This is a genomic window from Faecalibacterium intestinale, assembly GCF_040096575.1.
GTDB classification, from domain to species: domain Bacteria; phylum Bacillota; class Clostridia; order Oscillospirales; family Ruminococcaceae; genus Faecalibacterium; species Faecalibacterium intestinale.
In genome coordinates this window covers 15,683-42,398 of record NZ_JBBMEN010000022.1, presented here as the reverse complement: position 1 = coordinate 42,398, position 26,716 = coordinate 15,683, and the positions used below count along the sequence as shown (strand labels likewise).

At 56.5% G+C, this 26,716-nt stretch carries 31 protein-coding genes; 10 read left to right on the top strand and 21 right to left on the bottom strand.

The annotated features are described in order from the left end of the window. The 6 genes from WMO20_RS12065 to WMO20_RS12040 all read left to right on the top strand — a co-directional run. A partial coding sequence (locus tag WMO20_RS12065; protein ID WP_349186999.1) for a hypothetical protein occupies positions 1–251 on the top strand: 251 nt, incomplete at its 5' end. Positions 252–263: 12 nt separating this feature from the next. Beyond that, positions 264–800, top strand: coding sequence for a DUF5626 family protein (locus WMO20_RS12060; protein WP_349186998.1), 537 nt, complete (start codon positions 264–266; stop codon positions 798–800). A gap of 13 nt (positions 801–813) precedes the next feature. After that, on the top strand, positions 814–960 hold the full coding sequence (locus WMO20_RS12055) for a cyclic lactone autoinducer peptide (protein ID WP_081027705.1): 147 nt from the start codon (positions 814–816) through the stop codon (positions 958–960). Between the two features lie 113 nt (positions 961–1,073). Next, complete coding sequence (locus tag WMO20_RS12050) at positions 1,074–1,355, top strand: hypothetical protein (protein ID WP_005943373.1); 282 nt, start codon at positions 1,074–1,076, stop codon at positions 1,353–1,355. 373 nt (positions 1,356–1,728) lie between these two features. Next, positions 1,729–2,466 carry a DUF3658 domain-containing protein gene (locus WMO20_RS12045; protein ID WP_223387800.1) on the top strand — a complete coding sequence of 246 codons (738 nt, stop codon included), beginning with the start codon at positions 1,729–1,731 and terminating at the stop codon, positions 2,464–2,466. 198 nt (positions 2,467–2,664) lie between these two features. Further along, a complete protein-coding gene (locus tag WMO20_RS12040; protein WP_349186997.1) occupies positions 2,665–4,224 on the top strand; it encodes a recombinase family protein in 1,560 nt (519 codons plus the stop codon). Positions 4,225–4,348: 124 nt separating this feature from the next. Here WMO20_RS12040 and WMO20_RS12035 read toward each other — a convergent pair whose 3' ends face one another. After that, entirely contained in the window at positions 4,349–4,573 is a 225-nt protein-coding gene (locus WMO20_RS12035; protein WP_112090885.1) for a DUF896 domain-containing protein, read from the bottom strand. Between the two features lie 65 nt (positions 4,574–4,638). On the opposite strand from WMO20_RS12035, the gene WMO20_RS12030 reads away from it, so the two are divergent. Next, complete coding sequence (locus WMO20_RS12030) at positions 4,639–5,268, top strand: epoxyqueuosine reductase QueH (RefSeq protein WP_308563296.1); 630 nt, start codon at positions 4,639–4,641, stop codon at positions 5,266–5,268. Positions 5,269–5,317: 49 nt separating this feature from the next. On the opposite strand, the gene WMO20_RS12025 is transcribed toward WMO20_RS12030, so the two are convergent. The 7 genes from WMO20_RS12025 to rsxC all read right to left on the bottom strand — a co-directional run bounded on the left by WMO20_RS12025 (position 5,318) and on the right by rsxC (position 11,940). Beyond that, positions 5,318–6,457, bottom strand: coding sequence for an MFS transporter (locus WMO20_RS12025; protein ID WP_349186996.1), 1,140 nt, complete (start codon positions 6,455–6,457; stop codon positions 5,318–5,320). A 424-nt stretch (positions 6,458–6,881) separates the two neighbouring features. Then, complete coding sequence (locus tag WMO20_RS12020) at positions 6,882–7,781, bottom strand: RnfABCDGE type electron transport complex subunit B (RefSeq protein WP_112090888.1); 900 nt, start codon at positions 7,779–7,781, stop codon at positions 6,882–6,884. 15 nt (positions 7,782–7,796) lie between these two features. Next, entirely contained in the window at positions 7,797–8,429 is a 633-nt protein-coding gene (locus WMO20_RS12015; RefSeq protein ID WP_223450757.1) for an electron transport complex protein RnfA, read from the bottom strand. Position 8,430: 1 nt separating this feature from the next. Beyond that, entirely contained in the window at positions 8,431–9,096 is a 666-nt protein-coding gene (gene rsxE / locus WMO20_RS12010) for an electron transport complex subunit RsxE (RefSeq protein ID WP_005923040.1), read from the bottom strand. 17 nt (positions 9,097–9,113) lie between these two features. Continuing rightward, positions 9,114–9,668: an RnfABCDGE type electron transport complex subunit G gene (locus WMO20_RS12005; protein WP_349186995.1), complete on the bottom strand. Its 555-nt coding sequence runs from the start codon at positions 9,666–9,668 to the stop codon at positions 9,114–9,116. Beyond that, the gene (locus tag WMO20_RS12000) at positions 9,665–10,624 is read right to left on the bottom strand and encodes an RnfABCDGE type electron transport complex subunit D (protein WP_097782996.1); all 960 of its coding nucleotides are present in this window, start codon (positions 10,622–10,624) and stop codon (positions 9,665–9,667) included. The genes WMO20_RS12005 and WMO20_RS12000 overlap by 4 nt, the downstream gene beginning before the upstream one ends. Beyond that, positions 10,624–11,940, bottom strand: coding sequence for an electron transport complex subunit RsxC (gene rsxC, locus WMO20_RS11995; protein ID WP_243138348.1), 1,317 nt, complete (start codon positions 11,938–11,940; stop codon positions 10,624–10,626). Before rsxC ends, WMO20_RS12000 begins: the two co-directional genes overlap by 1 nt. A gap of 320 nt (positions 11,941–12,260) precedes the next feature. Between rsxC and WMO20_RS11990 the strand changes: the two genes are divergently transcribed. Continuing rightward, complete coding sequence (locus WMO20_RS11990) at positions 12,261–12,386, top strand: hypothetical protein (RefSeq protein ID WP_256466526.1); 126 nt, start codon at positions 12,261–12,263, stop codon at positions 12,384–12,386. A 128-nt stretch (positions 12,387–12,514) separates the two neighbouring features. On the opposite strand, the gene WMO20_RS11985 is transcribed toward WMO20_RS11990, so the two are convergent. From WMO20_RS11985 to WMO20_RS11935, 11 genes are all read right to left on the bottom strand, one after another. Continuing rightward, complete coding sequence (locus WMO20_RS11985) at positions 12,515–13,051, bottom strand: DUF5662 family protein (RefSeq protein ID WP_154252467.1); 537 nt, start codon at positions 13,049–13,051, stop codon at positions 12,515–12,517. A gap of 4 nt (positions 13,052–13,055) precedes the next feature. After that, a complete protein-coding gene (locus WMO20_RS11980; RefSeq protein ID WP_349186994.1) occupies positions 13,056–14,933 on the bottom strand; it encodes a glycosyltransferase family 2 protein in 1,878 nt (625 codons plus the stop codon). 1 nt (position 14,934) lies between these two features. After that, on the bottom strand, positions 14,935–15,678 hold the full coding sequence (locus WMO20_RS11975; RefSeq protein ID WP_097782992.1) for an ABC transporter ATP-binding protein: 744 nt from the start codon (positions 15,676–15,678) through the stop codon (positions 14,935–14,937). A 13-nt stretch (positions 15,679–15,691) separates the two neighbouring features. Continuing rightward, positions 15,692–16,501: an ABC transporter permease gene (locus tag WMO20_RS11970; protein WP_349186993.1), complete on the bottom strand. Its 810-nt coding sequence runs from the start codon at positions 16,499–16,501 to the stop codon at positions 15,692–15,694. 6 nt (positions 16,502–16,507) lie between these two features. Then, on the bottom strand, positions 16,508–17,074 hold the full coding sequence (rfbC, locus tag WMO20_RS11965; RefSeq protein ID WP_349186992.1) for a dTDP-4-dehydrorhamnose 3,5-epimerase: 567 nt from the start codon (positions 17,072–17,074) through the stop codon (positions 16,508–16,510). 69 nt (positions 17,075–17,143) lie between these two features. Beyond that, positions 17,144–18,475, bottom strand: a complete 1,332-nt coding sequence (locus WMO20_RS11960) for a D-alanyl-D-alanine carboxypeptidase family protein (protein ID WP_316540162.1) — start codon at positions 18,473–18,475, stop codon at positions 17,144–17,146. 277 nt (positions 18,476–18,752) lie between these two features. After that, a complete protein-coding gene (locus tag WMO20_RS11955; protein WP_349186991.1) occupies positions 18,753–19,349 on the bottom strand; it encodes a dipicolinate synthase subunit B in 597 nt (198 codons plus the stop codon). Continuing rightward, positions 19,346–20,140: an NAD(P)-dependent oxidoreductase gene (locus tag WMO20_RS11950; protein WP_316540164.1), complete on the bottom strand. Its 795-nt coding sequence runs from the start codon at positions 20,138–20,140 to the stop codon at positions 19,346–19,348. Before WMO20_RS11950 ends, WMO20_RS11955 begins: the two co-directional genes overlap by 4 nt. 302 nt (positions 20,141–20,442) lie before the next feature. Then, positions 20,443–21,042 carry an ECF transporter S component gene (locus WMO20_RS11945; protein WP_256266915.1) on the bottom strand — a complete coding sequence of 200 codons (600 nt, stop codon included), beginning with the start codon at positions 21,040–21,042 and terminating at the stop codon, positions 20,443–20,445. A 139-nt stretch (positions 21,043–21,181) separates the two neighbouring features. Beyond that, positions 21,182–22,165 carry a Gfo/Idh/MocA family protein gene (locus WMO20_RS11940; protein ID WP_349150857.1) on the bottom strand — a complete coding sequence of 328 codons (984 nt, stop codon included), beginning with the start codon at positions 22,163–22,165 and terminating at the stop codon, positions 21,182–21,184. A gap of 27 nt (positions 22,166–22,192) precedes the next feature. After that, positions 22,193–23,083, bottom strand: coding sequence for a type III pantothenate kinase (locus WMO20_RS11935; RefSeq protein WP_349186990.1), 891 nt, complete (start codon positions 23,081–23,083; stop codon positions 22,193–22,195). A 184-nt stretch (positions 23,084–23,267) separates the two neighbouring features. Here WMO20_RS11935 and coaBC point away from each other — a divergent pair, with 184 nt between their 5' ends. Continuing rightward, positions 23,268–24,467 (top strand): bifunctional phosphopantothenoylcysteine decarboxylase/phosphopantothenate--cysteine ligase CoaBC, encoded by a 1,200-nt coding sequence (gene coaBC, locus WMO20_RS11930; protein ID WP_256266912.1) that lies wholly within the window; start codon positions 23,268–23,270, stop codon positions 24,465–24,467. 181 nt (positions 24,468–24,648) lie between these two features. Beyond that, the gene (gene murC / locus WMO20_RS11925) at positions 24,649–26,034 is read left to right on the top strand and encodes a UDP-N-acetylmuramate--L-alanine ligase (RefSeq protein WP_097783039.1); all 1,386 of its coding nucleotides are present in this window, start codon (positions 24,649–24,651) and stop codon (positions 26,032–26,034) included. 90 nt (positions 26,035–26,124) lie between these two features. Here the strand turns inward: murC and WMO20_RS11920 are convergent, their stop codons facing one another. Together WMO20_RS11920 and WMO20_RS11915 are read right to left on the bottom strand one after the other, a co-directional pair. Beyond that, positions 26,125–26,388 carry a Txe/YoeB family addiction module toxin gene (locus tag WMO20_RS11920; RefSeq protein ID WP_097778442.1) on the bottom strand — a complete coding sequence of 88 codons (264 nt, stop codon included), beginning with the start codon at positions 26,386–26,388 and terminating at the stop codon, positions 26,125–26,127. Next, positions 26,388–26,645, bottom strand: a complete 258-nt coding sequence (locus WMO20_RS11915) for a type II toxin-antitoxin system RelB/DinJ family antitoxin (RefSeq protein WP_112090901.1) — start codon at positions 26,643–26,645, stop codon at positions 26,388–26,390. The genes WMO20_RS11920 and WMO20_RS11915 overlap by 1 nt, the downstream gene beginning before the upstream one ends. Between the last annotated feature and the right edge of the window lie 71 nt (positions 26,646–26,716).

Here is a 26,716-nt window from a genome sequence, read left to right as displayed (position 1 = left end):
CACAGCATCCTGAACTTATTGTAGCATTCCGCTGGAGAGCGGTCTATAAATACTACTATTTTATTATACGAGGTGATAACATGAAAAAAAACAAATGGGTGCTGCTTCTTATCGCTTTTGTTGCATTTTTGGTATTGGTTTATTTTATTGGTGCTTGCCTTAATGCAACGGCAGAGGCATTGACAATTATTTCTCTCTGCATCGGCATACTGGTCATTTATTTAGTCGTAAAAGCAATCAAATCAAAATAAGGAAAGGAAAATGTGATCATTAGTACAAGAAAATTTATCAAAAAACTTACGGCGAGTCTGCTTTTTATTGCGGTTGTAATGTCGTTTGGCGTTCAGTCTGCCTTCGCTGAATCGAATTCACCGAAAGCTACCGTTAAGAACAACGTTGTTACTTTTAGCAATCTCGATCAACTGAAGGCAAACGAGAAGCTCACAATTGCGGTAGTTGACAGTAATGGTGATCCAGCAACTATTACTATCGAGTCAGTGGACAATTCAATTTCTCGTGCAGCGAAATCGTCGAATTCTTGGAAGGTTTCGTATAAGGGAGTGGTGATTCATGCATATTTTTATATGACAGTGACGAATAACAAAGTCACAAATGCATGGGACTATTCGATTACAACTTTGGGTTCCACATATAGTGATGCAAGTTTGACGTATAACTCCAGTTCGGCAAAACTCACCTTTACCAGTAACGCTTATAATGGTATTGCTTCTCATACTTGCTGGCTGAAGGGAACTCCTCGCGGAACAAACAATGAAGTCGATGTAACGTATTCTATGTAATGTGGAGGACAATATGAAACAGAATTCACAAAAACTGATTTTTTTCCTGAGTAAAATTACATGTGCTTTTGCAATGGCGATTGCAGTCTTAAGTGTGAATAGCACCTGCTGCTTTACAGCGTATCAGCCGGATGTCCCTGAATCGCTTGATCGCAACTAAACTCATATGATAGACATTACCCATTGCTATCATGATATTTTGTATTCGTATGATTCCGGTGGACACCTTATGGATACTACAAAATCGTACCATCAAGCTGTGGGAGGCTAAGAATGAAAAAAGGCAAAAGCAACTTTTTTCTTATTGCTCCTTTTGCTCTTTGGGGCTGCATTTCAGTATGGACTAGTAATCTTGTCCGATTGACAGATAAAAGCGCAGTACCTTATGCTTGGGCTTCTTTGTTTTTCTCATATGGAATCGTAGCAGTGCATTATATCCAAGTGGCAGTATCCTCCAAAGGCTGTAACAATGCCGAAAACGAAAAAATTGCATGGGTTCAGCTTGGGCTTTCAACTTTGTTCTTGATAGTAGCTGTTGTTCTAGCTATTCAATGAAGGAAAGCAAAGTAATCACCCAAAGCAGTGTAAGGTAACATGGAGAGTTCTTTATACAAAGGCCAATGGATTGGGCTTTTATATGAGTGGAACTACCGTCGGTATTGGCCCGGATTTAATAAAAAATGTTTCAGGAACGGATTACTACACGAGCTATTCCGATAACATCGAACGAAGCTGCCCATTTTCAACGACAGCACTAGTTCCAGAACAAAGTATATATAATACAACCTATACATATGACTTCTATGATGTTGGAACTTATCTTGATTGCAGCGTTGGGTGTTATTTTGGAGTGGTTGGCTCAAGCAAACCAATCTATTGGAGTGCAACTACACAAGTTACCATCCCGAAATTATGATTTTGACCAGCTATGGATGAAATTGTTTTTGAACCCAGTGATGTCAATATGTTAGCAGCTTTAGGCATCGTCGAAAGTGTAAAGTTGTTTCCGTTTATGTTATCAATGGGAGAACTTCAATATGCTTGCGATTCAGAATATCGTTGCAAACAATTCGTGAATTGCCTTTCAGAATATTATCCTGACAGCCAAATTGAAGCTAGACAACTGTGGTCGAAATATCATGGTACAGCGAATGCGGTTCAATGTGATATGATAAATCATAAGCCACTGCGTGTTTGGGTCAGGAGTTCTGCCGATTGTTGGTGCGGCATTTATTATATTTGTTACTATGCAGCAAAGTATGGTACAAATAGAATTTTGCTTGCATCCAGAGAAGGTCTGAAAGAATTTATGGAAGGGAAAACCGATAAGATCTCACAAAAGTATTTGACGGAAGAAACTATTACTGAGTATGCCAAAAGATGGGGAAAGCTATTAAACGAAAACACCTCCATGCGTATTTGGCATGCGAACGATGTTAAAAGCGTTAACATAGATTATTTCGACCAGAGAATTATTAGTTTAGTATCGAGAATTCCTATTTCGGTTGGTGAACTTACCGCAGACGTATTAAAAGCGATTTCTGCTCCGGTAAGTGACTGGTATGTCATGAAACGCATAGAAGCACTTTTGAAAAAGGGTGTTCTTCAAGTCGTTATTCCAAACAAAATCTTTTATAATACCATCGTCCAGCTAAACGAAGAATAAAGGAATCCGAGCAAGTCGGCCCAACAGTCACCTCATTTCAACGAGAGGGGTGGCTGTTGGGTCAATTGTTCAAAAAGAAAAACTGAAGATAATAAAAAGTCTTGATTTCTCCATCAAAACATGGTATATACATTATACGAAACAGTGCTTTGAAAGAACGCTCCACCGTTCAATGATGTAGAATGAGAGGTGTCCGTCATGACCGCTGTAATCTACGCCCGCTATTCCAGTGATAACCAGCGCGAAGAATCCATCGAAGGCCAGATTCGTGAATGCACGGCCTATGCCGAAAAGAATGACATCACTATCGTCAAGCACTACATTGACCGCGCCATCTCTGCCAAGACGGATAATCGCCCTCAATTCCAACAGATGATAAAGGACAGCGACAAGAAGCTGTTTGATATTGTTCTGGTCTGGAAACTTGACCGCTTTGCCCGGAATCGCTACGACAGTGCCCGGTATAAGACCCAGCTGAAGAAGAACGGTGTCAAGCTCATGTCGGCTACGGAGATCATCTCCGAGGGGCCAGAGGGTATCATTCTGGAATCGGTTCTGGAGGGCTATGCAGAATACTACTCTGCCGACCTTGCCGAAAAGGTTGTCCGTGGACAGACAGAGAACATCCTGAAAGGCCGCTGCAACGGTGGTCGTGGAACGTTTGGATATACGCTGGATTCCGAGCGGAAATTTCACATCGACCCGCTTGCCTCCCCTTTCGTGCTGGAATCGTTCACGAAGTATCGGGATGGCCTCACGATGAAAGAGATTCGGGACTGGCTGAACGAAAATGGCATCAAGAACCCGGTCGGCGGTGCGTTCACCTATAACAGTGTCGAACATATGCTCAAGAATCGGCGGTACATCGGGGAGTTGAAATTCCGGGATGTGGTCGTGCCGGATGCGATCCCGCCCATCGTGCCACTGGAACTGTTCGATGATGTGCAGGAAAAGATTGCCAAAAACAAGAAAGCCCCTGCCCGAAGAAAGGCAGAGGACGATTACCTGCTGACAACCAAGCTGCACTGTGGTTGCTGCGGTGCGCTGATGTTTGGCGAAAGCGGCACAAGCCGGACGGGAGAAGTCCACCGCTACTATAAATGTGCCACGGCCAAAAAGAAGAAGGGCTGCAAGAAGAAAACTGTCCGCAAACAGTGGCTGGAAGATCTGGTGGTGAACCAGACCATGCAGCTTGTCCGGGACGATGCCGCCATGGAATCCATTATCGCCAAGGTCATGGAGCTGCAAGACCGAGAGAACACCAACCTTCCTCTCTATGAGAAACAGCTCCGGGATGCAGAATCGGGTATCCAGAATATGCTCAACGCAATTCAAGCCGGAATCCTCACCAGTTCCACCAAGGAACGGTTGGAACAGCTCGAAGAAACCAAGCGTGAGCTTGAAGCCCGCATTGCGGAAGAAAAGCTGGCAAAGCCAAAAATCAAAGAGGAATTTATCCGTTTCTGGCTGATGCGCTTCCGTAAACTGGACATGAGCCTGAAAGACCAGAGGCAAGCGTTGGTGGATACGTTCATCAATTCGATTTATCTGTACGATGATAAGGTTTTGATAACCTTTAACTATAAAGAAGGTACACAGACCATCACGTTTGAGGAAGCGGCCCAAGCCGCATCAAAGGAAAATGGTTCGGATTTGGATTGCTTTACTGCACCACAAGAGAGACAGCTTTTGATAGCTGTCTTTTTTGTTTTATACGGCAATTTCTCTTTAGCAGCAACAGCGGATAAAAGGACTTGAACAGCAACAACGACTCCTGCTGTGAAAATAGGGTCCAGAAATGCCCGCAGGCGTTCCCGAACCCCGAAATCAAAATAATCTTTCTGCTGCGCATACGCAGAGCGCACTCTAAATCGTCCTGCTTTCAGCTGCGTTCCCCGGTCAGGTCGGTGCGGCGGGTCACCTTATGGATGGTGCCGTCCGGCTCCTGAATGGACGTGCGCTCCAGCTGGCTGCGCAGGCTGGCCTTGATGTCGGCCAAATACTCCTGCCGCAGTGCCTGCTGTTCAGCCTTTTCGGTCTCGGTCAGACCGGTGGTCTTGCTTTTTTTGGCCAGCGCATTGATGCGGGCGATCTTTTCTTCCGTCATAAGGGAACCTCCTGTATTTCATCGTAAAATATGTTATAATGTAGGCAAGACCATTATAGCAAAGGATGATACCAATGGCAACACAACGCAACTATGCCCAGCAGATGGACGCCGTGCTGGCGGGTCTTGGCGATGCCCGCCCGCGCCTTTTGCTCCACGCCTGCTGCGGCCCCTGCTCCAGTGCCGTGCTGGAGCAGCTGTGCCGGTATTTTGAGATCACGGTGCTGTACTACAACCCCAACACATGGCCGGCAGCAGAATACCACCGCCGGGGCGAGGAACTGCAGAAGTTCGTGGCGGCAGCGCACCCGCTTGGCGTGACCGTGGTGGAGGACACTTACGACCCGCAGCAGTTCTACACCGCTGTCGCCGGGCTGGAAAATGAGCCGGAGCGCGGCAGCCGCTGCACCGTCTGCTACCGGCTGCGGATGCGCCGTGCAGCGCAGTACGCCCGGGACAACGGCTTTGACTGGTTCACCACTACCCTGTCCATCAGCCCCCACAAGGACGCTGCGCGCATCAACGCCATCGGGCAGGAACTGGAGACAGAATTCGGGGTCAAGCATTTGCCCTCGGACTTCAAAAAGCACAACGGCTATCTGCGCAGCCTGCAGCTTTCGGAGCAGTACGGTCTGTACCGGCAGGACTACTGCGGCTGCGAGTTCAGCGCAAAGGCAAGAGGTATCGAGGGATAACGCAAAGAAAGCCCATCCGCACGGCAAAGTGTGCGGATGGGCTTTTTGTTTATTCCTCCGGCAGCTTTGCCACCAGAATGGCAAAGACCACCAGCCCCACGCAGGGCACGATGTTGGACACCATACCGGCGGCAAGGCCAGCGCGCTCGGCCACCATGCCGATGATCCACGGCATCAGGATGGCGCCGCTGGAAGCCACCGGCAGCATGATACCCATGCTGGTCACGCTGGTCATGCGGCCCGCACTGGCCACGGCAGTGGGGTTCAGGCCGGACATTGAGATGGCAAAGGCGAACAGCAGCGCGATGGCTGCGCCCTGCGTGTGCGCCATCACCAGCAGCACATAGAACACAGTGCACAGCACGCTCATACCCACCATGGCCTTGCGGGGCTTTTTAAAGGGGAATACAAAGGCGATGAGCAGCCGTCCCACCAGCGTAGCGCCCCACATCACGGTGACGGTGTAGGCAGCCAGCGTGCCCGCAATGATGCCGCTGCCCTTGAAGTAGGTCACCATCCAGCCGTTGACGCTCTGCTCGGCGGCATTCTGGAAGAACAGCAGACCGGTCAGCAGCCAGAAGCGGGCAGACCGCAGAAAGCTCCAGTCGATGGTTTCCTTCTCTGTGCTGCTTTTGCTCTTACCGCCGTGCAGCGGGGTAAAAACGTATACCAGCCAGAGCACAAGACCCATGGCTGCCAGCAGAAACACGGCCAGTTCGGTGCTTACCCGGGCTGCTGCCGCGATAAGGAAGGGGCACAGCAGCGCACCGCAGGCGTAGCAGCTGTGCATCAGATTCATGCCCCGGGTGCGGTCGGCGGAGTTGTCGCTGACCAGAATGGTGCAGGTATTGATCACGCTGCCCTTGGCGATGCCCACCACAAAAAAAGCCACCGCCAGCAGCGCCACTGCGCCGGTCAGCCCCATGACGGCGTAGCCCACCGCGTAGCCGATGGTCAGCAGCAGCACGCTGCGCTTCATGCCCAGCGCACTGGGCAGCATCCCCATCAGCAGACCTGCCAGCAGGTTGCCCACGCTCATCAGGGAGAGCAGCGTACCGGTCATACCGTAGGCAAAGCCGTAGCGCTCCTGCAGCAGACTGACCACCACACCTGCGCTGATAGCGCAGATGCCGCTGAAGAAAAAGGTTGCAAAGCCCGCATTGCGCAGGCGTGTGTTCTGTTGTTCCATGTTGTTCCTCTCTTTGTGGAAATATCCTTTTTCTATTTAACCATATTTTCGCGGCTTTGCAACCGGATTTTCTTACAAAAAGTTGCAAAAAGCCCGCCGGGTTCGGACGATTTAAAATGCCCTCCGCTTGCGCTCTGGGCATAATTTAAGGAAAGAATATTTTATATCTCGACAGAACGGAACGCCTGCGGGCGTTCCGTTCTGCCATTTTCACAAGAAGGGTCGCAGAGACAAAATGCATTTTTCCGTCACAGCCCCTCTCGTGAAAAAAGCGTTTGGAGCGCTCCGCAGAGCGCGACAAACGCGAAATTAAAAATGATTTTTCCGCTGAAGATGCCCAGAGCGCAAGCGGAGGGCATTCCCAATCATTTTCTATACAAAAAGCCCGCCGGGCATTGCTGCACGGCGGGCTTTGGTTTACAGTTTATTCTGCCTTGGTCTCAGGCTTTGCCTCAGCCTTGGCTTCCGGCTTTGCTGCGGGTGCAGCAGCAGGAGCGGCGGGCTTCACCACGGGCTTCGGGGGATTGGGGTCGTCCTTCAGCGGGAACAGGATGATGTGCTTGGGGCACTTCTGGGCGCACATACCGCAGCCCTTGCACTTGTCGTAATCAACGCGTGCCACACCGTCCACAACGTGGATGGCGTCAAACTTACAGGTGCGCTCGCACATACCGCAGGCGATGCAGGAGGTGGTGCACAGCTTGTTTGCCACAGCACCCTTGTCCTTGTTGGAGCACATGACCACCGGCTTGCGGGGGCCGGCAGCGTCGATCATGATCACCTGCTTGGGGCAGATGTTGGCGCAGGCACCACAGCCGGTGCACTTGTCCTTGTCCACCTTGGCCACACCGTCCACAATGTGGATGGCGTCGAACTTACACACCTTGGTGCAGTCGCCCAGACCGATGCAGGCGAAGGAGCAGGTCTTGGGGCCGCCGTACAGAGCTGCCGCAGCAGCGCAGGTCTGGATGCCCTTGTAGTCGTAGGCAGGCTTGCAGTGCTCGGAGCTGCCCTGACACTGCACAACAGCCTTCTTCTCTACGGCGCTTGCTTCGCCGCCCATGATCTTGGCAATGGCAGCGGCAGCCTTGGGGCCGCCGGGTGCGCACTTGTCGCAGGGCACGCCGTCCAGAACGACAGCCTTGGCGTAGTCTGCACAGCCGGCGTAGCCGCAGCCGCCGCAGTTTGCGCCGGCCAGACAGGCAGAAACTTCCTCAATGCGGGGGTCTTCCTCCACCGCCATGAACTTTGCGGCAGCCACCAGAACGATAGCACCCACAGCGCCCACGATGGTGCACAGGATAACAGCAGATACAATATTCATAGTCCTGTTCCTCCCTTACAGCGTAACATTGAACAGGTTTTCGACGATGCCGCCGAAGCCCATGAAGGACAGGCTGGTGATTGCAGCTGCGATCAGGGTGATGGGCAGGCCCTTGAAGGGTGCCGGGGGATCGCAGGCTTCCACGCGCTTACGCACGCCGCTGAACATGACCATGGCCAGCATAAAGCCGCAGCCTGCGCCGATGGCGCAGATCAGAGCCTCGATGTAGGCGTAGCCGAAGCCGTGTGCAGCCACATCTGCGCCGTAGTCGCCCACGACCAGAATGGTCACAGCCAGCACGCAGCAGTTGGTGGTGATCAGGGGCAGATAAACGCCCAGTGAGTTATACAGTGCAACGACGTACTTCTTGAGGAAGATCTCGATGAACTGCACCAGCACAGCGATGACCAGAATGAACACGATGGTCTGCAGGTAGCTCAGACCAGCCTGGTCCAGAATGAAGATCTGGATGGGGAAGGTAACAGCCGTTGCCATGAACATGACGAAGATGACAGCACCGGACATACCAACAGCGGAATCCAGCTTTTTGGAAACGCCCAGGAACGGGCAGATACCGTAGAACTTCACCAGCACATAGTTGTTGACAAGGATCATGCTGAAGAAGATCGCAGCGAGTTTGACGAGCATCTTATTCCGCCTCCTTCTTCAGATTGTCAAGATCACAGCAGCTCTTGCGCTCGATGCGAGCGTCCAGCTTGCCTTCCAGCCACACACAGCCGGCCATCAACAGGCCAAAGCAGAAGAATGCACCGGGAGCCTGCGTCATGATGGAGACCTTGGCAACGCTTTCCGGAATGATCTGGAAGCCCAGCCAGGTGCCGCTGCCCAGGATCTCACGGATGGAGGCCATCAGGGTAGCGGTGAGGGTGTAGCCGAGGCCCATGCCCACGCCGTCCAGTGCGGAATCCACCACATTGTTCTTGCAGGCGAACATCTCGGCACGGCCCAGAATGATACAGTTGACAACGATCAGGGGCAGGAACACGCCCAGTGCGTTGTACAGGCTTTCCATGTAGGCCTGCATGAACATCTGCACGATGGTCACAAAGCCTGCAATGATAACGATGTAGCAGGGCAGATGCACCTTGCCGGGGATGACTTTCCGCAGCAGGGAGATCATGATATTGGAGCACACCAGCACGAAGGTGAAGGCGGCGCCCATGCCCAGTGCGCTGGAAACTGCCGTGGTAACGGCCAGAATGGAGCAGGTGCCCAGAACCAGACGCAGAACAGGGTTTTCTTTGATGATGCCGTTGGTAAGGATGCTTACCTTGGACTTATTTTCTTGTGCCATTTCTTACCAACCTCCTTTTATGCCAGCTCGTTGAAGCAGTTGATACAATCATTGATGGCAGCAAACAGAGCGGTGGACGAAATGGTTGCGCCACTGTACGCATCGAAATCCTGATTCATCACAATGTTCTTGGTGCCGTCCATGCCGTTGAACTGTGCCAGGAAGTCCTCGGTGGACACATTGGAGCCAATGCCCTTGGTCTGGGTAGAAGCGTCCACCCAAATGCCGGTCTCGGCGCCGTTGGCGTCGAAGCCCATGATGACGGTCAGGATGCCGCCGTCAAAGCCCTTTTCCTCAGCCTTGATGGCAATGCCGCCATCCGGAGCCTTTACCACGCCGGTAACATTGGCGGTGGTGTAGTCGGTCACTTCCTCCAGCGTAGCTGCGTCCGAAACAGAGGGCATCACGCTGACATAAGCAGCCAGCGTGGTGCGGCGGGTGTTCTCCTTGATAACGGGAGCGGTCATGCCGTTCACCAGAGCCAGCAGCAGGCTGACGATCAGAGAGATAACGGTCAGCACAACGATCGGCTTACCGGTGGTTTCCCAGCTGGAATTTGCAGTCTTACTCATTTGCCAGCACCCTCCTTCGCTTTCTTTGCAGGCTTCACATAGCCATACGGGGTCTGACGGGTCAGATCATTGATGTACGGAACCCACAGGTTCATGAACAGCAGTGCGAAGGACACGCCCTCGGTGTAGCTGCCCCAGTAGCGGATGGCAAAGGTAACGATGCCAAGGCACACGCCGTACACCAGCTTACCCTTCAGGGTAAAGGGGCTGGTAACGTAGTCGGTAGCCATGAACACAGCGCCGAACAGCAGGCCGCCGCTCAGCACGGCAACCAGTGCGCTGTGCAGATCCTTGGTAGCGATCAGGTAGAACACGAACACGCTGCCAACGTAGGAAGCCGGAATGGCGATGCTGATGGTCTTGGTAGCCACCAGATAGATCAGACCCAGCACGATAGCCAGTGCGCAGGTCTCGCCCAGCACACCGCCGTGGATGCCCATGAACAGATCCAGCAGGCTCAGCTTGGAAGGATCTGCCACAGCCAGCGGGGTAGCCTTGGACAGCTGATCCACCGCTGCATCCGGGAACACCCACTTATTCATGGAACCGGCAAAGCTGATGAACAGCACGATACGGCCCACCAGAGCGGGGTTTGCAAAGTTCATGCCAATGCCGCCGAACAGCTGCTTGACAACGATGATAGCCACCAGATCGCCGATGATCAGCTGACCGATGGGCATCCCCACGGGCACGTTCATGGCCAGAATGATGCCGGTGACCACAGCGGACAGGTCACTGATGGGGTTTGCACGCTTCAGCAGCTTGCAGTACAGCCACTCAAAAGCCACACAGGCCACCACGGAAACGGCGGTGACCAGCAGGGCGCGCACGCCGAAAATGATTGCAGAGGCAACCACGCAGGGGCACAGTGCAACGATCACGTTAGCCATCAGGCTCTGGGTGGTCTCGTCACTGCGGACGTGCGGGGAAGCCGAAACAATAAGCTTCGTATCCATTACTTATTGCCTCCTTTTTTGATTTCGCCAAGATAGAAGGCCTTGGCCAGACTCATCATCTGGGTGACCGGGCGCTTTGCCGGGCAGACGAAGGAGCAGCTGCCGCAGTTGAAGCAGTAGTCAGCGTGCAGCTTGCCCAGCTCCTGCACATCGCGGGCGGCGTAGGCCTGATTGACCTCCACGGGCTCCAGACCCATGGGGCAGTACTCCACGCAGCGGCCGCAGCGGATGCAGGGGTTGACCTGTGCGGGCTGTGCAGCCGCCTTGCTCAGCAGGATCAGACCGGAAGTGGTCTTGGTGGTGGGGTAGGAAAGGTTCTCCACAGCAGGGCCCATCATGGCACCGCCGGCAACCACCTTGCCCAGCTCGCCCTTGACGCCCACATAGTCCAGAATATCCTGATAAGCAGTACCCACGGGCACAACAACGTTCTGGGGCTTTGCGCAGGCATCGCCGTCCACGGTGATGGTACGCTGGACCACCGGCATACCGGTAGCCAGATACTTGCCCAGCGTGGAAACACTGGTCACGTTCATCACGATGGCGCCTGCATCGGCGGGCAGACCGCCGTGGGGCACCTCGCGGCCGAGGCACTTCTCGATCAGGATCAGCTCTGCGCCGGTGCCGTAAACACTGGGCAGGGGCTTTACCTCGATGGTGCTGTCGTCCTTGGTCTTTTTGCACAGCAGGTCGATGCACTCGGGCTTGTTGTTCTCAATGCCGATGATACACTTCGGGATGCCGGTATACTGCAGCACAGCCTTGATGCCGCGGATGATATCATCGCTGCACTCCAGCATCTCCTGCGTGTCGCTGGTCAGCCACACCTCGCACTCGGAGGCGTTGATCAGTAGGGTATCCACCTTCTGCTTGGGCTGCAGTTTCACATCGGTGGGGAAGCCTGCGCCGCCCAGACCGACCAGACCGCACTCGCGCACGGCGGCAAGGAAGCTGGCCTTATCGGTGACTTCCGGTGCCTTGACAGCCGGGTCTACGGTCTGCTTGCCATCGGTCTTGATGACAACAGAATCGCACATACGGCCATTGGACAGACGGAAAGCTTCCACTGCAGCTACCGTACCGGAAACGCTGGAGTGGATGTTTGCGGAGACAAAGCCGCCCGCCTCACCGATCTTGGTGCCGACGAACACTTCATCGCCTTTTTTCACCAGTGCCTTGGCGGGTGCGCCAATGTGCTGGCTCATAAGGATGCGTACCTGCGCGGGCAGAGGCATCGGGACAGGTTTGCTTGCAGCAGTTGCCTTGTCATGCGGCGTATGCGCGCCAAGCGCCGCACGTTTCAGCTTGTTCAACATGGATTTCAAATCCCCCATTCTGCTTGAATTGCCATCCCCTCGCCCATGCAGGCGCACTGGTACAGGGACAGCAGCTGCTTAACACACTTATTGTATCATTTTGGCGCGGGAAGTCAACGACATCACGCCCCAAATGATGAATTTTCCTGAACTTTCTTATTCGTTTTCGACAATTAGTTTTAACTAACCACCGTATTTTTCTTTTTGTTCTCCCCTCTCTGCCGTTTGCCTTTGCTGCGGGAATATGCTATACTATACCTAACATGACAGGCGGAACGTCCCCCGCTCCGCTCCCGAACTTCACAAGGAGGCACCAAACCATGAAAGTTCTCAAAGCTCTGCTCGCCGTCCTCACCACTCTGGCTGTCGCCCTGACCGCTATTCTGCTGTTCTGGCAGGATAAAAGCGCTCCGCGCTATATCAAGATCTACGAAAACGAGCAGTAATATTTTTCTTGCAAAAATAACACCCCGGTCAGGCAGTAAAACCGCCCGGCCGGGGTGTTTTTGCGTTGTCCGGCAGACCACACAAAAACGCCGCCGACTTTTCGTCAGCGGCGTTTGCGCAAAAATACTCAGTAATCCGTCTCGCAGCCAAGCAGGAATTTGATGTAGGCAAAGGTGCGCTCCCGCCCGAGGTCCCGCACCATGCACAGCAGCTTTTCCAGCAGCGCCCGGGTCTCCGGGTGCATCAGGTAGTGATCCTTGCTGCGCTGGTAGTACTCCCACGCGGAGGCATCGGTGTACTTATCGCCCAGATAGATCTGGCTTGCCGCCACCCGGTCGCACACCATCTCGCAGACGTACCGCAGGGGGATCTTCATGCCGGTCAGGCCGGTCTTGGTGGTGCTGTAATCGATCCAGTATTCCAGATGATGCTTGTTGCGCCCCTTGTGGTGCAGCCACGCCGAGGTGTAGCCCTTGGCTGCGCGCTCGGCCTCGTTGGGGCTGTGGTCGCCCTGATAGTAGATGCACCCGGGGATGAACTCGGTGGGGCTGTATTTGCTCAGGTCGTGGGCAAGCCCCTGTTCATACAGCCCGCATTCAAAGCAGTATTTCATCACCAGCAGCTTGTGCCGGGTGATGGTCTCGAAATGGCCTTTGATGTTCATGCTGTTATTCCCTCCACTGCACCGTAATGCGTCCCTCTTTCAGCCCGCGCAGATCATCGCTTTCGGAAAAATCCTCCCGGTCCATGGTCAGATTGGGGTTGTAGTAGGGGTCATGCAGGATGTTCGCCTTGCCGTGCACATCGTACAGGCGCTGCTGCTCGGCGGCAAAGCGCCGTGCCTTTACCGGGTCTTTTTCGTCCCCGCCGCGGCTCTTGCTCTCGTAGTGGGTCAGCTGGGCGTAGGGCGTCCACGCAATGCGATAGCCCGCATCCCGCACCCGCAGACAGAAGTCCACATCGTTGAAGGCCACCGCAAAGGCTTCGTCCAGCCCCTTTACCTTGTCCCACACGCTGGTCTTTACCAGCAGGCAGGCACCAGTAACGGCAGAAAAGTCCTGCACCGTGGCGGTGCGGAACAGATAGCCGCTGCCGCCAGCCTTTTTGTACTTGTGGCTGTGTCCCGCGTAGCCCCCCAGCCCGGTAATGACGCCCGCGTGCTGGATGGTCTCGTCCGGGTAAAAGAGCATGGCACCGCACACTGCCGCCCCGCCGGGGTGGGCGCATTGGCGCAGAAGTTCAGTGAGCCAGTCGCTGCTGCGCACTTCCACATCGTTGTTCAGCAGCAGCAGATACTCGCCCGTGGCGTACTTGCGGCCAAAGTTGTTGATGCCGGAAAAGTTGAAGCCCTTTTTCGGGTAGGTGACCACCCGCAATCCGTCGTAGCGCTGCTGCGCCTTTTTATAGTAGGCAAAGGTAGCGGGGTCGGTGGAGTTGTTCTCCACCACGATGACCTCAAAGTGCTCCCATTCGGTCTTTGTCCAGATGCTGTGCAGGCACTTTTCCAAGTCCTCGGTGTGGTCCTTGTTGGGGATGAGGATGCTCACCTTCGGTTCGCCCACAATATCCCACTTCACCCGGTAGGTGCTGGGGAACAGACCGTCCTCCACCGTGCCGGTGTGCCCGGTGCGGGTCAGGTGGTCTGCCAGCGCCTTTTTAGCCGCTGCCGCCACATAGGGCTTGGCATCGGCACCACCGGAGGTAGACCCCGCGTGCACCCGCCAGTAGTAGAGCACCTGCGGCACATGGGCGGCACCGCCGGTCTTTTCCAGCAACCGCAGGAACAGGTCATGATCCTGACTGCCGTCGCATTCCGGGCGTTCGCCGCCCAGCTGCTCCCACAGTGTCTTTTTAAACACCGCCAGATGGCAGATGTAGTTGCAGCACAGTAGGTAGTCCGGGGCGTAGTCCGGCTTGAAGTGCGCCACCATGGGGCGGCGGATGCTCTTGGTGAACAGCGCTTCGTCGCTGTACAGAAAACCGTCCGGTTCTCCGCGCTGCCGCAGCTGCAGGATGGCCTTGCCCATGGTATACAGAGCATGGGGTGCCAGAATATCGTCGTGGTCTGCCAGCGCCAGATATTCCCCTGTTGCCAGCTGCGCGGCGGCATTGGTGTTGGCGGCAATGCCCTTATTTTCGATCTTTTTGTATACGATTCGTTGATTTTTTTGCTGATATTCCTTTACGATTCGTTCCACGTCCCCGTGGGCGGCGTCCGAAGCATCGGCAAGGCAGAGCTGCCCGTTGGGCGCAGTCTGCCCCGCAAAGGAATCCAGAAACTCCCGCAGGTATTTTTCAGGGGTATTATACAGCGGGGTCAGCACCGAGATGGTAGGCAGACCGCAGTCTGCCGCCGTTTTGCCTGCCATCTCTGCACGCTGCGCTTCCAGCACCTTTTTGGCGGGCAGGTAGCGTGCGCGTTTGCCAAAGCAGCGGCGTTTAACAAAGCCCGCACCGCGCATGACCATGGTGGGCAGACCCTCGTCCTTTGTCAGCTGCACGGCATAGCCGACAAGCTCCTTGGCGCGTTTCAACCGTACATTCATATCAGACCTCGCCGCGCTGGGTCGCCTTGTAGGCGGCGCAGACTGTTGCGGTATCCCCGTTCATTTTCAGGTGGCCGTGGCTCAGCCATGCCACCTTGGTGCACATCCGCTCGATCTGCTCGATAGAGTGGGACACCAGAATGACCGTGGTGCCGCCCGCCATCAGCTCCTGCATCCGCTTTTCGCACTTCTGCTGGAACAGGAAATCGCCCACCGACAGCACCTCGTCCGCAATGAGGATATCGGGCTTGGTGATGGTGGCAATGGCAAAACCAATGCGCGCCACCATGCCGGAGGAGTAGTTTTTCAGCGGCACATCCAGAAAGTTTTCCAGCTCGCTGAATTCCACGATCTCGTCAAATTTTTCGTCCAGATACTTGGGCGAAAAGCCCAGCACCGTGCCGTTGAGGTAGATGTTCTCGCGGGCGGTCAGGTCCATATCAAAGCCCGCACCCAGCTCAATGAGCGGGGCGATGGTGCCGTTTACGGTCACCTTGCCCTTGCTGGGCTTGTACACCCCGGCAATGGTCTTGAGCAGGGTGGATTTGCCCGAGCCGTTCAAGCCCACAAGGCCGTAAAAATCGCCGGGCATAATGTCCAGACTGACGTCCTTTAAAGCGTAGAACTCGTCGTACTGCAGCCGTCCCTGCACCATGGCCAGAAAGTATTCCTTCAGGCTCTCATGCTTTTCCTTGGAAAGGTTGAAGCACATGGAAACATTGTCCACTTTGATGATCGGTTCCATTGTTCACCCCTCCTTAAATGTGCAGCACAAAGCGGTCCTGCGTTTTGCGGAACACCCACAGCCCCACTACCATGGACACTACCGCGCAGATACCGCAGACAAGGAACATATTCCCGTCCAGCGGAATGCCCCACATCACCGTACGGCGGAAGCCCGTGATATACCAGTACATGGGGTTCAGCTTGATGATCTGCTGCATATTGAAGCCGCCGATGGAAAAGGTCATCTGGGTGGGGTCGTAGAAGATGGCAGAGAAATACAGCAGCGCGGTGATGAACACGCTCCAGATGTGCATGATATCCCGGAAGAACACGGTAGCCGCCGCTAAGAACATACTGACCCCGAGACTGAAGAAGAACAAGGTCACCAGCGGATACAGCGCTTCAAAAATAGTCAGATGGAAGGGCGCGCCGGTAAAGATCATGACCAGCAGCAGCGCCACAAAGCTGAACACACAGTTCACCATGGCAAAACAGCATTTTTCCAGCGGGAAGATATACTTGGGGATATACACCTTTTTCAGCAGCGGGGCGGCGCTGAGTACGCTGCTCATGCTGGTGGAGGTAGCTTCGTTGAAGAAGTTGAACAGCAGCTGACCGCACATCAGAAAGACGGCAAAGTTGTCGATGCCGCTGCCCCGCATATCCATCAGGCTGCTGAACACCGCCCAGTACACAAGGCACATCAGCAGCGGGTTCAAAACGCTCCACACCACGCCCAGCACGCTGCGGCGGTATTTCAGCTTGAAATCACGGCTTACAAGGTTCCACAGCAGATAGCGGTAGCGCCAGAAGCCGTTCCACATCCCTTTGAGTTTTGCCACGGGCGATCACCACTTTTCAAAATACTCGAACTTCTGGGCGGCAAAGGGCTCGTGCAGCTTGTCCTTTGCGCTGGTCTTGTGCTCGCAGCCGCAGTCCGGCCACTGCACGTTGACGGTGGGGTCGTCGTAGGGGATGCCGCCCTCGCTGGTGGGGTCGTAGACATCGGTGCACTTGTAGCAGAACTCTGCCACATCGCTCAGCACCAGAAAACCATGGGCAAAGCCCTCCGGGATATAGAACATCTTCTTGTTGTCCTCGGAGAGGGTGACGCCCACCCACTTGCCAAAGGTAGCGCTGTGGGGACGGCAGTCCACAGCTACGTCATACACCTCACCCTTGGTCACGCGCACCAGTTTGCCCTGGGTATGGTTCTTCTGGAAGTGCAGCCCGCGCAGCACGCCCCGGGTGGAGCGGCTCTGGTTATCCTGCACGAATTCCTTGTCGATGCCGGCCTCTGCGAACTGGTCCTTCTGGTAGGTCTCCATAAAATAGCCGCGGTCATCGCCGAACACCTGCGGCTCAATGACCACCACGCCGAGGATCTCGGTCTGCGTAAAAATAAACTTGCCCATGATATTGTACCTCTCTTTTTTTCTGAAAGTTTTTTCTTTATCTGGAAAAGTCTGGTTTTAAACAGGCTTTTACGCTTTGTTATGGTGCTTTGCCGTTTTGCGGCGCTTTTTCAGGCGGGCGTGCAGCCGCAGCACCAGCACCGTGACCACGGCTGCGCCTATGGTACACCCCACCGAGATGCCCGCCAGCAGCCATGCGCTGCTGCCCGGCTCCACGTCCTTGGCAGTATCCAGCTTTTTGCCGGCGCTCTGTTCCAGCAGCTCAGCAAGACCGGTGATCTCGGCCTTCACCCGCACGCTGGTACTCTCCTGCTTTGCGCCGCCGTTCAGGGTATACACCGCATACACGGCGGGTTCTGCGCCCAGCAGATACTGCTCCGGCAGTTCCAAATCCACGGTCACATCCTGCGCGGATAAGCCCTCGGCCAGCAGCAGCTTCACCCCGGGGTCGGCCACGGTGACCGTACCAAGGCTCTGCCCGCCGCCCGCCACTGCCAGCTGTGCGGTGACGCTGCCGCCGGGCAGCTGGGTGTAGTTTTTGTAGGTGGCAAAGGCGTAGTCCAGCAGGGTGCGCACATCATTATATTTGTCGGTGCTCAGCTGGCTTTGCATCGTCACACAGATCAGCCGCACCCCGTCCTGCTCCGCCAGACAGACATAGCTGTACCGGGCGGTGTTGGTGTAGCCCAGCTTAGAGCCCAGCACGCTGCCGATGTGGTAGCGGCTGGAGCCGATGCGGATCTTATCCTGCTGGGAGAAGTAACGGATCACTGGCTGGATGTTGGTGGACTGCATGGTGTACATCTTGTTGCGGGTGAACACATCCTCAAACCCCGGCTGCTGCAGCGCCCAGCGCAAAATCTGTGCCATATCATAGCAGCTGGTGTAGTGATCCTCATCGCTGATGCCGTGGGGGTTTGAAAAGTGGGTGTGGGCAAGACCAAGCTCCTCCACCTGTGCATTCATGGCCGCCACGCCGTCCGCGATGGTGCCGCCGCCAAAATACTCTGCCAGCAGGTTGGCACCATCGTTGGCGCTGGCCATCTGGGTAGCGTACAGCGCATCCACCAAGGGGACTTCCTCCCCTTCCCGCAGGGCGATATGGCTGGAATCCGTGCCCGCCAGCGAATAGACATCCTCGTGGCTCACGGTCAGCTTTACGTCATCCCAGTCTCCCTGCGCCTTTTCGCAGGCAAGACCAAGGGTCATCACCTTGGTAATGGAGGCCGGGTGCAGCTCTTCGTCCATATTCTGCTGCGCCAGCACAAGGCCGGTGTCTGCGTCCATAATGCAGTATGCCCGGGTATTGGCCAGCGCCGGGCCGGCTGCTGCCGCGCCGGGCACCAGCACAGTGCCTATCAAAAGCAGCACAGTGCACAGTGCTGCGGTAAATTTTTTCATCTGGTATACTCCGCTTGTCAGTTTTATGCCAGTAAGGCATCATTTGGAGTATACCACATTTTTTCCCCTCTGAAAAGGGATTTACGCATTCCTTCACAGGAATCAGCTTCCACAGCCCCACCAAGCGCAAATAGCCTTCACCCCTTGGGGGGAAGGTGGCGCGCAGCGCCGGATGAGGGGTAATTTCCCGCAAGCAGCGGCCTGTCTGCGCCCTCATCAGTCACCTGCGGTGACAGCTTCCCCCGACCGGGGGAAGCCTTTTTCTGCCAACCAAAAGCTACATCTTCATCCTTTGTCCCAGCAGCACCGGCTGCAGCTGCTCACCCCGCAAAGCAGCGTCCACGGCGGCGGGCAGCAGGGCAAGATCTGCCTTCAGGCTCTGGGGCTTGGCAAAGGGGTCATCCTGCCCGTAGGGCACAAAATAATAGTGCTTACGCTGGCACAGCCGCGCCATGTTTTCGCCGGAAGCGCCAAGGCCGTCGTTGGTGGAGACTGCCAGCACCACCGGGCTGCCCACCCGCAGCAGGCTTTTGGCAGCAAGGGTCACCGGCGTATCCGAAAGCCCTGCCGCCAGCCGCGCCAGCGTTGCGCCGGTGCAGGGGGCGACCACCAGCGCCTGCACCAGCCGCCGGGGTCCCAGCGGCTCCACCGCCTGCAGGGTGTCCAGCACCGGTTGCCCGGCAACGGCCTGCAGGCGCTGCCGCCAGCTTTCCCCGGTGCCGAATCGGGTATCCTGCTGCGCAGCAAAGCTCATAATGGGCAGCAGCGTCCAGCCCTGTGCCGTCAGTGCCTGCGCCGCACCCAAGGCATCCTCCAGCGTACAAAAGCTGCCGCACACCGCAAACGCAAGACAGCCCTTTTTCTCTATGGTCATACCGTTCCCTCCCGCTCCTGCAAAATGGCTTGCACCGTGCGTGCCAGCGCCTCCCCTGCCGTTTCCGGTGCCCAGACCGTCGGCAGGCTCAGCGCGTGCAGCGCTGTGTGTCCCAGCCGCCGGGCTGCGGCAAAGTCTGTGCCGCCGGGCTTGGAAGCCAGATCTACGATCAGACTTTTCTTTGGCAGCGCCGCCAGCACCTGTGCCGTCAGCACCGGCGCGGGGATGGTGTTGACCACCGTATCAAAGGCGGCAGCTTCTGCGACAAGCTCTGTCAGCGGCACCGCCCGCAGACCCAGCTCCTCTGCCATTGCCCGCTGCACCGGGCGGCGTGCCGCCACGGTCACCCGCGCACCCAGCGCCGCCAGACGCACCGCCAGCGCCCGCCCCACCGGGCCAAAGCCCAGCACCAGCACCGCCGCGCCCCACAGGGTGCGGCTGCGCCGCTCCAGCAAAATGCCGATGCAGCCCTCGGCGGTGGGGATGGCGTTATACACAGTCAGCTCCGGGCGGGCAAAATAATCCACCAGCTCCACCCCCGCCGCCCGGGCGATGGACAACGCGCTCTCCGTCACCTTACCGCCCAGCGCCAGCGCACCGGGCTTTGCCGTACCCAGCAGCTGCGCCAGCGGCAAATCAGCCTGTTCCAGCGGGAGCGGCAGCAGGATGCAGTCTGCCTGCGGCAGCTGCTGCACGCCGCCCACCGTATACCCTGCCCGCGCCAGTGCACGCCCTGCCGCCGCCTGCCGGGCATCGCTGCCCACCACCGCAAACCGCTTTGTCTGTCTCATGCCGTCATCTCCCCTTTTCCGCTGTGCGCCATCCTATGCAGGAAGATGAAAATGCGTGAGGGGGACAATTTTGAATGCGCTCCGCGTTGCGGGGCACCCCTTCCGTCATCGCCTGCGGCGATGCCAGATTCCCTCTTTTGTCACCTGCGGTGACAAAAGAGGGAATCTGGCGAACGCAGTGAGCCTGAGGGGGTTCTTTCTAAGTCTACCAACAAAAAACTCCCCCGGCGGGTTGCCGGAGGAGCATTCATTTTTCTATTCTAAACACGGATGCGCCGCCCTGACATGGTGCGCAGCCGGTCTTACTTCAGGAACTTTGCCACGGCGCGGGCAACGATGCCGCCCAGAATGCCGGACACCAGAAACTCGGCTACGCCCTGCACGCCAACCAGCAGCACTACGAACATGAAGGGGTTGGCAGCGCCCTTGACGGACACCAGCTTCTGCACGTAATCGCAGCCGTAGAAGGCCAGCACGATGTAGCCCATGAAGAACAGGGTGTTCAGGGCGGGTGCGGTCATGGCGCTGACGATGTAGCTCCAGGTGCGGGACTTATCCAGCTTCTGCAGGCCCTTGAAGATCAGGCCGCAGCACAGACCCATGAGCACACGCATACCCACGCACAGGATAAAGGTGTTCAGCGGGCTGACCTGAAACAGTGCGCCGGTCATGGCAGATGCGCCGGTGATGGCATCGTAGAAGCTCACAGCGCCGAACACGCCGCCCAGCAGGGCACCCACGGCGGGACCCATGGTGATAGCGCCCACGGCGATGGGAAGGGTGAGGAAGCTCATGTACAGCGGGCCCATGGGCACACTGCCCAGACCGACAAGCTTCATCACCACTTCAATGGCCACCAGCAGGGCCACACGAGTCAGAGTCTTCGTATTGGTATTCTTCATAATTCAGTTTTCCTCCTGCTGCCGTTCCGCCCTTTTTGTCGGATACGGCGCAAACCTGCCCGCTCTGTGCGGGTTTAAGGTGAATATTCAAATCTTTGGAAGCGCGTGGTTGTCAGGGCGTGTTCCAGAGAAAAATGCGTTAAAATCTGTCACCGGGGAAGCGCACCCCGGCGCTGCGGCGCGCCACCGTGAGCACCCGGCTCACCGCGATGCTGGTGTCCAGCATCCGGGCGCACAGCTCCTGATCTCCGGTGGTCATGGCGCGGTAAAAGGTCTCGAACTCTGCCGCCTGCCGGGGACGATCCCCGTTCAGGTTGTAGTGCTCCTCCTTGCCCTCGTTGGGATGGAAGGTCACGCCGCCGCAGTAGTTCGGGGTGGATTTTTGCAAAATGTAGCCCTTTGTGCCCTGAATGATGCAGCGGGCAGGGGCTGCGCAGTCCTTGGCGGCAAGGCTTACCGCCTTGAAGCCGCTGTAATCCATCATCAGCACACCGCTGGTGTCGATGTTGCGCTCCATGTTGGCGGCATACACTGCCTTGTTGGGCTCACCGAACAGACCCACGATGTAGCTGACGTTGTACACGCCCAAATCCATCAGTGCGCCGCCCGCGCACAGCGGGTCGAACACCGGCGGGGTCTGCCCGGCGCAAAAGGCGTCGTACCGGCTGGAATACTGGCTGAAGCTGCACTGCACCATACGCACCGTGCCCACCCGGGGCAGCAGCTCCCGGAGCTTTGCGTAGTTGGGCTGGTACTGGGTGGTCATCGCCTCAAAGAGGAACAGCCGCTTGCGCTGTGCCAGCGCTGCCAGTTCCTCGGTCTCGGCGGCGGTCACCGCCATGGGCTTTTCCACAATGACGTGCTTGCCCGCCTCCAGCGCCACCCGGGCGTAGCGGGCGTGCTGCAAATTGGGCACGGCGATGTAGACCACGTCTACCCATTGCAGCAGCTCAAAATAATTGGTGGTGTGCTGTGGGATCTGATATTGCGCACACAGCTCTGCGGCTTTTGCCGCCGAGCGTGGGGTGCTGCACACCGCCTGCACAGTAAACGGCGTGTGCTCCACAAGCCATGGCAAAAATTCCTGCACGATCTTACCCGTGCCAAGAATGCCCAGTTTCATAATGCTCTCCCTTATCCTCTTGTCCCCTCAGCCTACCAGCGTCTCCGGCTCGCGGCGGGTGCGGCGGTTGGGGTGCGGGTGCTTTGCCCGGGGGCGTCCCTGTTGACCGTAGTGTCTGCCGCCGCCATGGCTGCGGCCGTGCTCCTGCGGGGCGTTCAGCTGGTACAGCAATGCCAGCCCCTTCATCAGCAGCTCCGGGTCATAGGCCAGGGGGTGGCGGCACAGCGGGGTGACGTATTTTGCCAGCCCGCCGGTGACCACCAGCGTAGCCGGGCTGCCCAGCTCCTCTTCGATGCGCTGCACCATGCCGTCAATGAGCACGGCGGTGCCCAGCACCGAGCCGGACAGCATACAGCTTTCGGTATTGGTGCCGATGGCTTTTTTCGGGGAGCCCAGATGCACCTGCGGCAGCTGGGCGCAGCGCTCGCCCAATGCGCGCAGCCCGGTGGAAAGGCCGGGACAGATCACGCCGCCCCGGAACACCCGGTCTTTATCCACCACATTAAAGGTGGTGGCGGTGCCAAGGTCTACCGTGACGACCGGCAGCGGAAAGTTTGCCGCCGCGTAGGCGGCATCCACCAGCCGGTCCTTGCCCACGGCGCGGGGCTCGTCCACCCCCATGGTCAGCCCGGTGCGGATGTCCGGCGAAACAATGACCGGCTTTTTGCCGGTGTAGTGACGGGCACACTCCGCCAGTGCCCCGGTGATCTGGGGCACTACGCTGGTAAGCACCGCACCCTCAAAGCGCATGGGGCGCTCCGGGTGGCGGCGGTGCGCAAAAATTTTATCCATTTCGGCACGATATTCCGCAGCCGTGCGGGTGCGCACCGTGTCCATGCGCGCCACAAAGCATACACGTCCGTCCCGGATGCCCCCAAGGGCGACGGTGGTGTTGCCTATATCAATGGCTAAGATCATAATTCTGTTTTCCTTTTCAAAGTAAAAGAAAAGAACCGGTTTGCTCTTTGTCAAGCGTATTTTACCGCATTTTTGCTCCGGATACAAGTTCCCGGCAAAGATTTTGTTGTGCTGGTGGAAGTTTTGCATTATACTAAGGTAAGATATGTGGAAAAGAACTGTTTTTCCGGGAGGTAAACGAACCATGGATCTGAACGGCAAGTGCGTCCTGCTGGGCGTGAGCGGCGGCATTGCCGCCTATAAGATGGCCAATGTGGCCAGTGCACTGCGCAAGCTGGGGGCGGATGTGGAGGTCATCATGACCAAAAACGCCACCCAGTTCATCACCCCTCTCACCTTTGAGACCCTGACCGGCCACAAGTGCATGGTGGACACCTTTGACCGGGATTTCAAGTTTGAGGTCACCCACATCTCGCTGGCAAAAAAGGCAGATGTGATCTTAGTCGCCCCCGCCACCGCCAACGTCATTGCCAAAATGGCCCACGGCATTGCAGACGATATGCTTACCACCGTGGTGCTGGCTGCCAAGTGTCCAAAGCTTGTGTCCCCCGCCATGAACACCGGCATGCTGGAAAACCCCATCACGCAGGATAACCTTGCCACGCTGGAGCGGTACGGCTTTACCGTCATCCCCTCGGAAAGCGGCGTGCTGGCCTGCAAGGATGTGGGCAGCGGACGCCTGCCCAAGGAGGAAGTGCTGCTGGAGTACATCCTGCACACCATTGCCCGCCCGAAGGATCTGGCAGGGCTGCGCATTGCGGTGACCGCCGGCCCCACGCAGGAAGCGCTGGACCCGGTGCGCTACCTGACCAACCACTCCACCGGCAAGATGGGCTACGCCCTTGCCCGCGCCGCCGCCATGCGGGGCGCAGAGGTGACCCTGATCCACGGGCAGACCGCGCTGCCGCCGGTCAAATTCACCACCGATGTGCCGGTGACAAGTGCCCGGCAGATGTACGAGGCGGTGACCAGCCGCTTTGACGCCACCGATGTGCTCATCATGGCAGCTGCCGTGGCGGACTACCGCCCCGCCACCGTGGCGGACGACAAGATCAAAAAGAAGGAAGGCGACCTCTCCATCCCGGTGGAGCGCACCGAGGACATCCTTGGCACCATCGGCCCCCGCAAGACCCACCAGTTCCTGTGCGGCTTTTCCATGGAGACCCGGGATCTTGTGGAAAACTCTTCCGCAAAGCTTGCCAAGAAAAATCTGGACATGGTGGTGGCCAACAACCTTAAGGTGGCCGGTGCAGGCTTTGGCGTAGACACCAACGTGGTCACCTTCATCACCCCGGACGGCACCCGGGAGCTGCCTTTGATGAGCAAGGCAGACGTGGCCGATGCCATTCTGGACGAGATCCTGCGGCGGCGGGCAAAAAAGTAATACTGCCGGGATTTTGTTGTACACATATCACAAAATCCACAAAAGATTTATGGTTCTTTCCGAAAATTCGGCCTTACCTGTTTATTTTATGCTGCAAAAATTATATAATAAGGGTGTGTCCCCATATTTGGAAGGAATCGGTCTGCGCTGCAGCCGTTAATATTTGGAGGAGAGCCTTACTATGTTCATGTACTCGGATTATAGCCAGCATCTGCTGGACCATGTAAAGAAGATCCATTTTATCGGCTGCGGCGGCAGCGGAATGTACCCGCTGATCCAGATCCTTGCCGCCAAGGGCTACGAGCTGTCCGGCAGCGATGTGCTGGACGGCAGCATCATCCGCTACGAGCGGGAGATGGGCGTAAAGGTCAGCCTTGGCCACAATGCGGATAACGTTGTCGGTGCGGACATGGTGGTGTACTCTGCCGCCATCTCCAAGGACAACGTGGAGCTGAACGCAGCCGCCTCCTACGGCATCCCCACCGTGGAGCGCAGCGTGCTGCTGGGCTATGTGAGCCGTCTGTACAAGCAGAGCATCTGCGTGTCCGGCACCCACGGCAAGACCACTACCACCTCCATGATCACCACTGCGCTGGAACTGGCAGGGCGCGACCCCTCTGCCGTCATCGGCGGTAAGCTGCCCCTCATCAACGGCTACGGCAAGGCCGGCAAGGGCGATGATATCGTTATCGAGGCCTGCGAGTTTGCCGAAACCTTCCTGAAGCTGACCCCCTACCTGTCCGTGGTGCTGAACATCGACAACGACCATCTGGACTACTACGGCAGCATGGGTGAGCTGAAGTTCGCCTTCAAGCGCTTTGCCCTGATGACCCAGTTCATGATCTTTGCCAACGCCGATGACAAGAACACCATGGACGTGATGTACACACTGGACCGCCGGGTGCGCACCTTTGCCATCGACAACCACGCCGATTACCGCGCTGTCAATGTCAACGAGTATAAGCCCGGCTTCTTCGAGTTCGACCTGAAGGAGTGGAATACGACCGACACCACCCGCATCCGCCTGTCCGTGCCCGGCCGCCACAATATTTATAATGCACTGGCCATGTGCGCCGTGTGCCGCTTTGTGGGCCTGAGCGCAGAGCAGTGCGCCGAGGCTGCCCTGAACTTCAAGGGCGCAGGCCGCCGCTTTGAGGTGTACGGTGAGTGCAACGGTGCGCTGGTCATCGACGACTACGCCCACCACCCCACCGAGCTGCGCGCCACCCTGAACACCGCCAAGGAGATGGGCTACAAGCGCCTGATCGCCGTCCACCAGCCGTTTACATACAGCCGCACCAAGATGCTGTTCAACGACTTTGTGGATGTGCTCAAGATCCCGGACATCACGGTGCTGACCCCCATCATGGGCAGCCGCGAGCCCAACGACCCCACCATTACCAGCGCAAAGCTGGCAGCACAGATCCCCGGCTCCGTGCTGGTGAACAGCCTGCAGGAAGCCGCCGACTGGGTAAAGCAGAACGCCCAGCCCGGCGATCTGGTCATCACCCTCGGCTGCGGCGATATCTATAAAGCCAGCAAGATGATGGTGGAAAAGGACCAGTAAGCGGTAAATAAAAGATAAAGCGACACCGGACAGCCTGCGGGCTGTCCGGTGTCCTTTTTTAGGTAGATCGTGAAGATACAGCAGCTGCTGTCAGGTGTCATCGTAATGTCCGCGGCAGGAAACGATAAACACAATGCCGTTTTCTTCGTAGTAAACGATGCGGTTCACATCGTCGATACGGCGGCTCCACCAGCCGCTGAGCGTACCGCGCAGCGGTTCCGGCTTGCCGATGCCGTCAAAGGCGTTGCGGGCGATATCTTTGATCAGCGCGTTGATGCGTTTCAATGTCTTTTTGTCCTGCATCTGCCAATAAAGATAATCCTCCCATGCGCGATCTTCCCACAGCAGCCGCATCAGGCTTCCTCGATGAGATCATGCGGGGCAAAATGCGCCTTGCCGCTGCGCACATCCCGCATGATGCCTTCCAGATAACGCTGATTGGCAGAGGAATAAAAGGGGTCTGCGGTCAGCTCGAACGGAATACGTTTTTCCCGGGCGCAGGCCTTGAGAAAGATGGTGATGGCCGTGTTCATGCTCAGACCGATCTCGTCAAAGGTCTGCTCCGCTTCATGCTTCACGGCATCATCTACGCGTACACTGATCTGTGCCATATCCAGCACCTCCTTCTTTCTTTGATTTTACCACAAGAGAAAGCAAAATGCAATCAAGATGCTTTCTTTTT

Bases quoted from the DNA above. Each gene is read 5' to 3' on its own strand.
- WMO20_RS12040 (WP_349186997.1), top strand. From the start codon at position 2,665: ATGACCGCTGTAATCTACGCCCGCTATTCCAGTGATAACCAGCGCGAA.
- WMO20_RS12030 (WP_308563296.1), top strand. From the start codon at position 4,639: ATGATACCAATGGCAACACAACGCAACTATGCCCAGCAGATGGACGCC.
- WMO20_RS11960 (WP_316540162.1), bottom strand. From the start codon at position 18,475: ATGAAAAAATTTACCGCAGCACTGTGCACTGTGCTGCTTTTGATAGGC.
- rsxE (WP_005923040.1), bottom strand. From the start codon at position 9,096: ATGGCACAAGAAAATAAGTCCAAGGTAAGCATCCTTACCAACGGCATC.
- WMO20_RS11975 (WP_097782992.1), bottom strand. From the start codon at position 15,678: ATGGAACCGATCATCAAAGTGGACAATGTTTCCATGTGCTTCAACCTT.
- WMO20_RS11945 (WP_256266915.1), bottom strand. From the start codon at position 21,042: ATGAAGAATACCAATACGAAGACTCTGACTCGTGTGGCCCTGCTGGTG.
- WMO20_RS12035 (WP_112090885.1), bottom strand. From the start codon at position 4,573: ATGACGGAAGAAAAGATCGCCCGCATCAATGCGCTGGCCAAAAAAAGC.
- WMO20_RS12015 (WP_223450757.1), bottom strand. From the start codon at position 8,429: ATGCTCGTCAAACTCGCTGCGATCTTCTTCAGCATGATCCTTGTCAAC.
- WMO20_RS11955 (WP_349186991.1), bottom strand. From the start codon at position 19,349: ATGACCATAGAGAAAAAGGGCTGTCTTGCGTTTGCGGTGTGCGGCAGC.
- WMO20_RS12025 (WP_349186996.1), bottom strand. From the start codon at position 6,457: ATGGAACAACAGAACACACGCCTGCGCAATGCGGGCTTTGCAACCTTT.
- WMO20_RS11915 (WP_112090901.1), bottom strand. From the start codon at position 26,645: ATGGCACAGATCAGTGTACGCGTAGATGATGCCGTGAAGCATGAAGCG.
- WMO20_RS11935 (WP_349186990.1), bottom strand. From the start codon at position 23,083: ATGATCTTAGCCATTGATATAGGCAACACCACCGTCGCCCTTGGGGGC.
- rsxC (WP_243138348.1), bottom strand. From the start codon at position 11,940: ATGTTGAACAAGCTGAAACGTGCGGCGCTTGGCGCGCATACGCCGCAT.
- WMO20_RS11940 (WP_349150857.1), bottom strand. From the start codon at position 22,165: ATGAAACTGGGCATTCTTGGCACGGGTAAGATCGTGCAGGAATTTTTG.
- WMO20_RS12020 (WP_112090888.1), bottom strand. From the start codon at position 7,781: ATGAATATTGTATCTGCTGTTATCCTGTGCACCATCGTGGGCGCTGTG.
- WMO20_RS12050 (WP_005943373.1), top strand. From the start codon at position 1,074: ATGAAAAAAGGCAAAAGCAACTTTTTTCTTATTGCTCCTTTTGCTCTT.
- WMO20_RS11920 (WP_097778442.1), bottom strand. From the start codon at position 26,388: ATGCGGCTGCTGTGGGAAGATCGCGCATGGGAGGATTATCTTTATTGG.
- murC (WP_097783039.1), top strand. From the start codon at position 24,649: ATGTTCATGTACTCGGATTATAGCCAGCATCTGCTGGACCATGTAAAG.
- WMO20_RS12055 (WP_081027705.1), top strand. From the start codon at position 814: ATGAAACAGAATTCACAAAAACTGATTTTTTTCCTGAGTAAAATTACA.
- WMO20_RS12005 (WP_349186995.1), bottom strand. From the start codon at position 9,668: ATGAGTAAGACTGCAAATTCCAGCTGGGAAACCACCGGTAAGCCGATC.
- rfbC (WP_349186992.1), bottom strand. From the start codon at position 17,074: ATGGGCAAGTTTATTTTTACGCAGACCGAGATCCTCGGCGTGGTGGTC.
- coaBC (WP_256266912.1), top strand. From the start codon at position 23,268: ATGGATCTGAACGGCAAGTGCGTCCTGCTGGGCGTGAGCGGCGGCATT.
- WMO20_RS11950 (WP_316540164.1), bottom strand. From the start codon at position 20,140: ATGAGACAGACAAAGCGGTTTGCGGTGGTGGGCAGCGATGCCCGGCAG.
- WMO20_RS12000 (WP_097782996.1), bottom strand. From the start codon at position 10,624: ATGGATACGAAGCTTATTGTTTCGGCTTCCCCGCACGTCCGCAGTGAC.
- WMO20_RS11985 (WP_154252467.1), bottom strand. From the start codon at position 13,051: ATGAACATCAAAGGCCATTTCGAGACCATCACCCGGCACAAGCTGCTG.
- WMO20_RS11980 (WP_349186994.1), bottom strand. From the start codon at position 14,933: ATGAATGTACGGTTGAAACGCGCCAAGGAGCTTGTCGGCTATGCCGTG.
- WMO20_RS11990 (WP_256466526.1), top strand. From the start codon at position 12,261: ATGAAAGTTCTCAAAGCTCTGCTCGCCGTCCTCACCACTCTGGCTGTC.
- WMO20_RS12045 (WP_223387800.1), top strand. From the start codon at position 1,729: ATGGATGAAATTGTTTTTGAACCCAGTGATGTCAATATGTTAGCAGCT.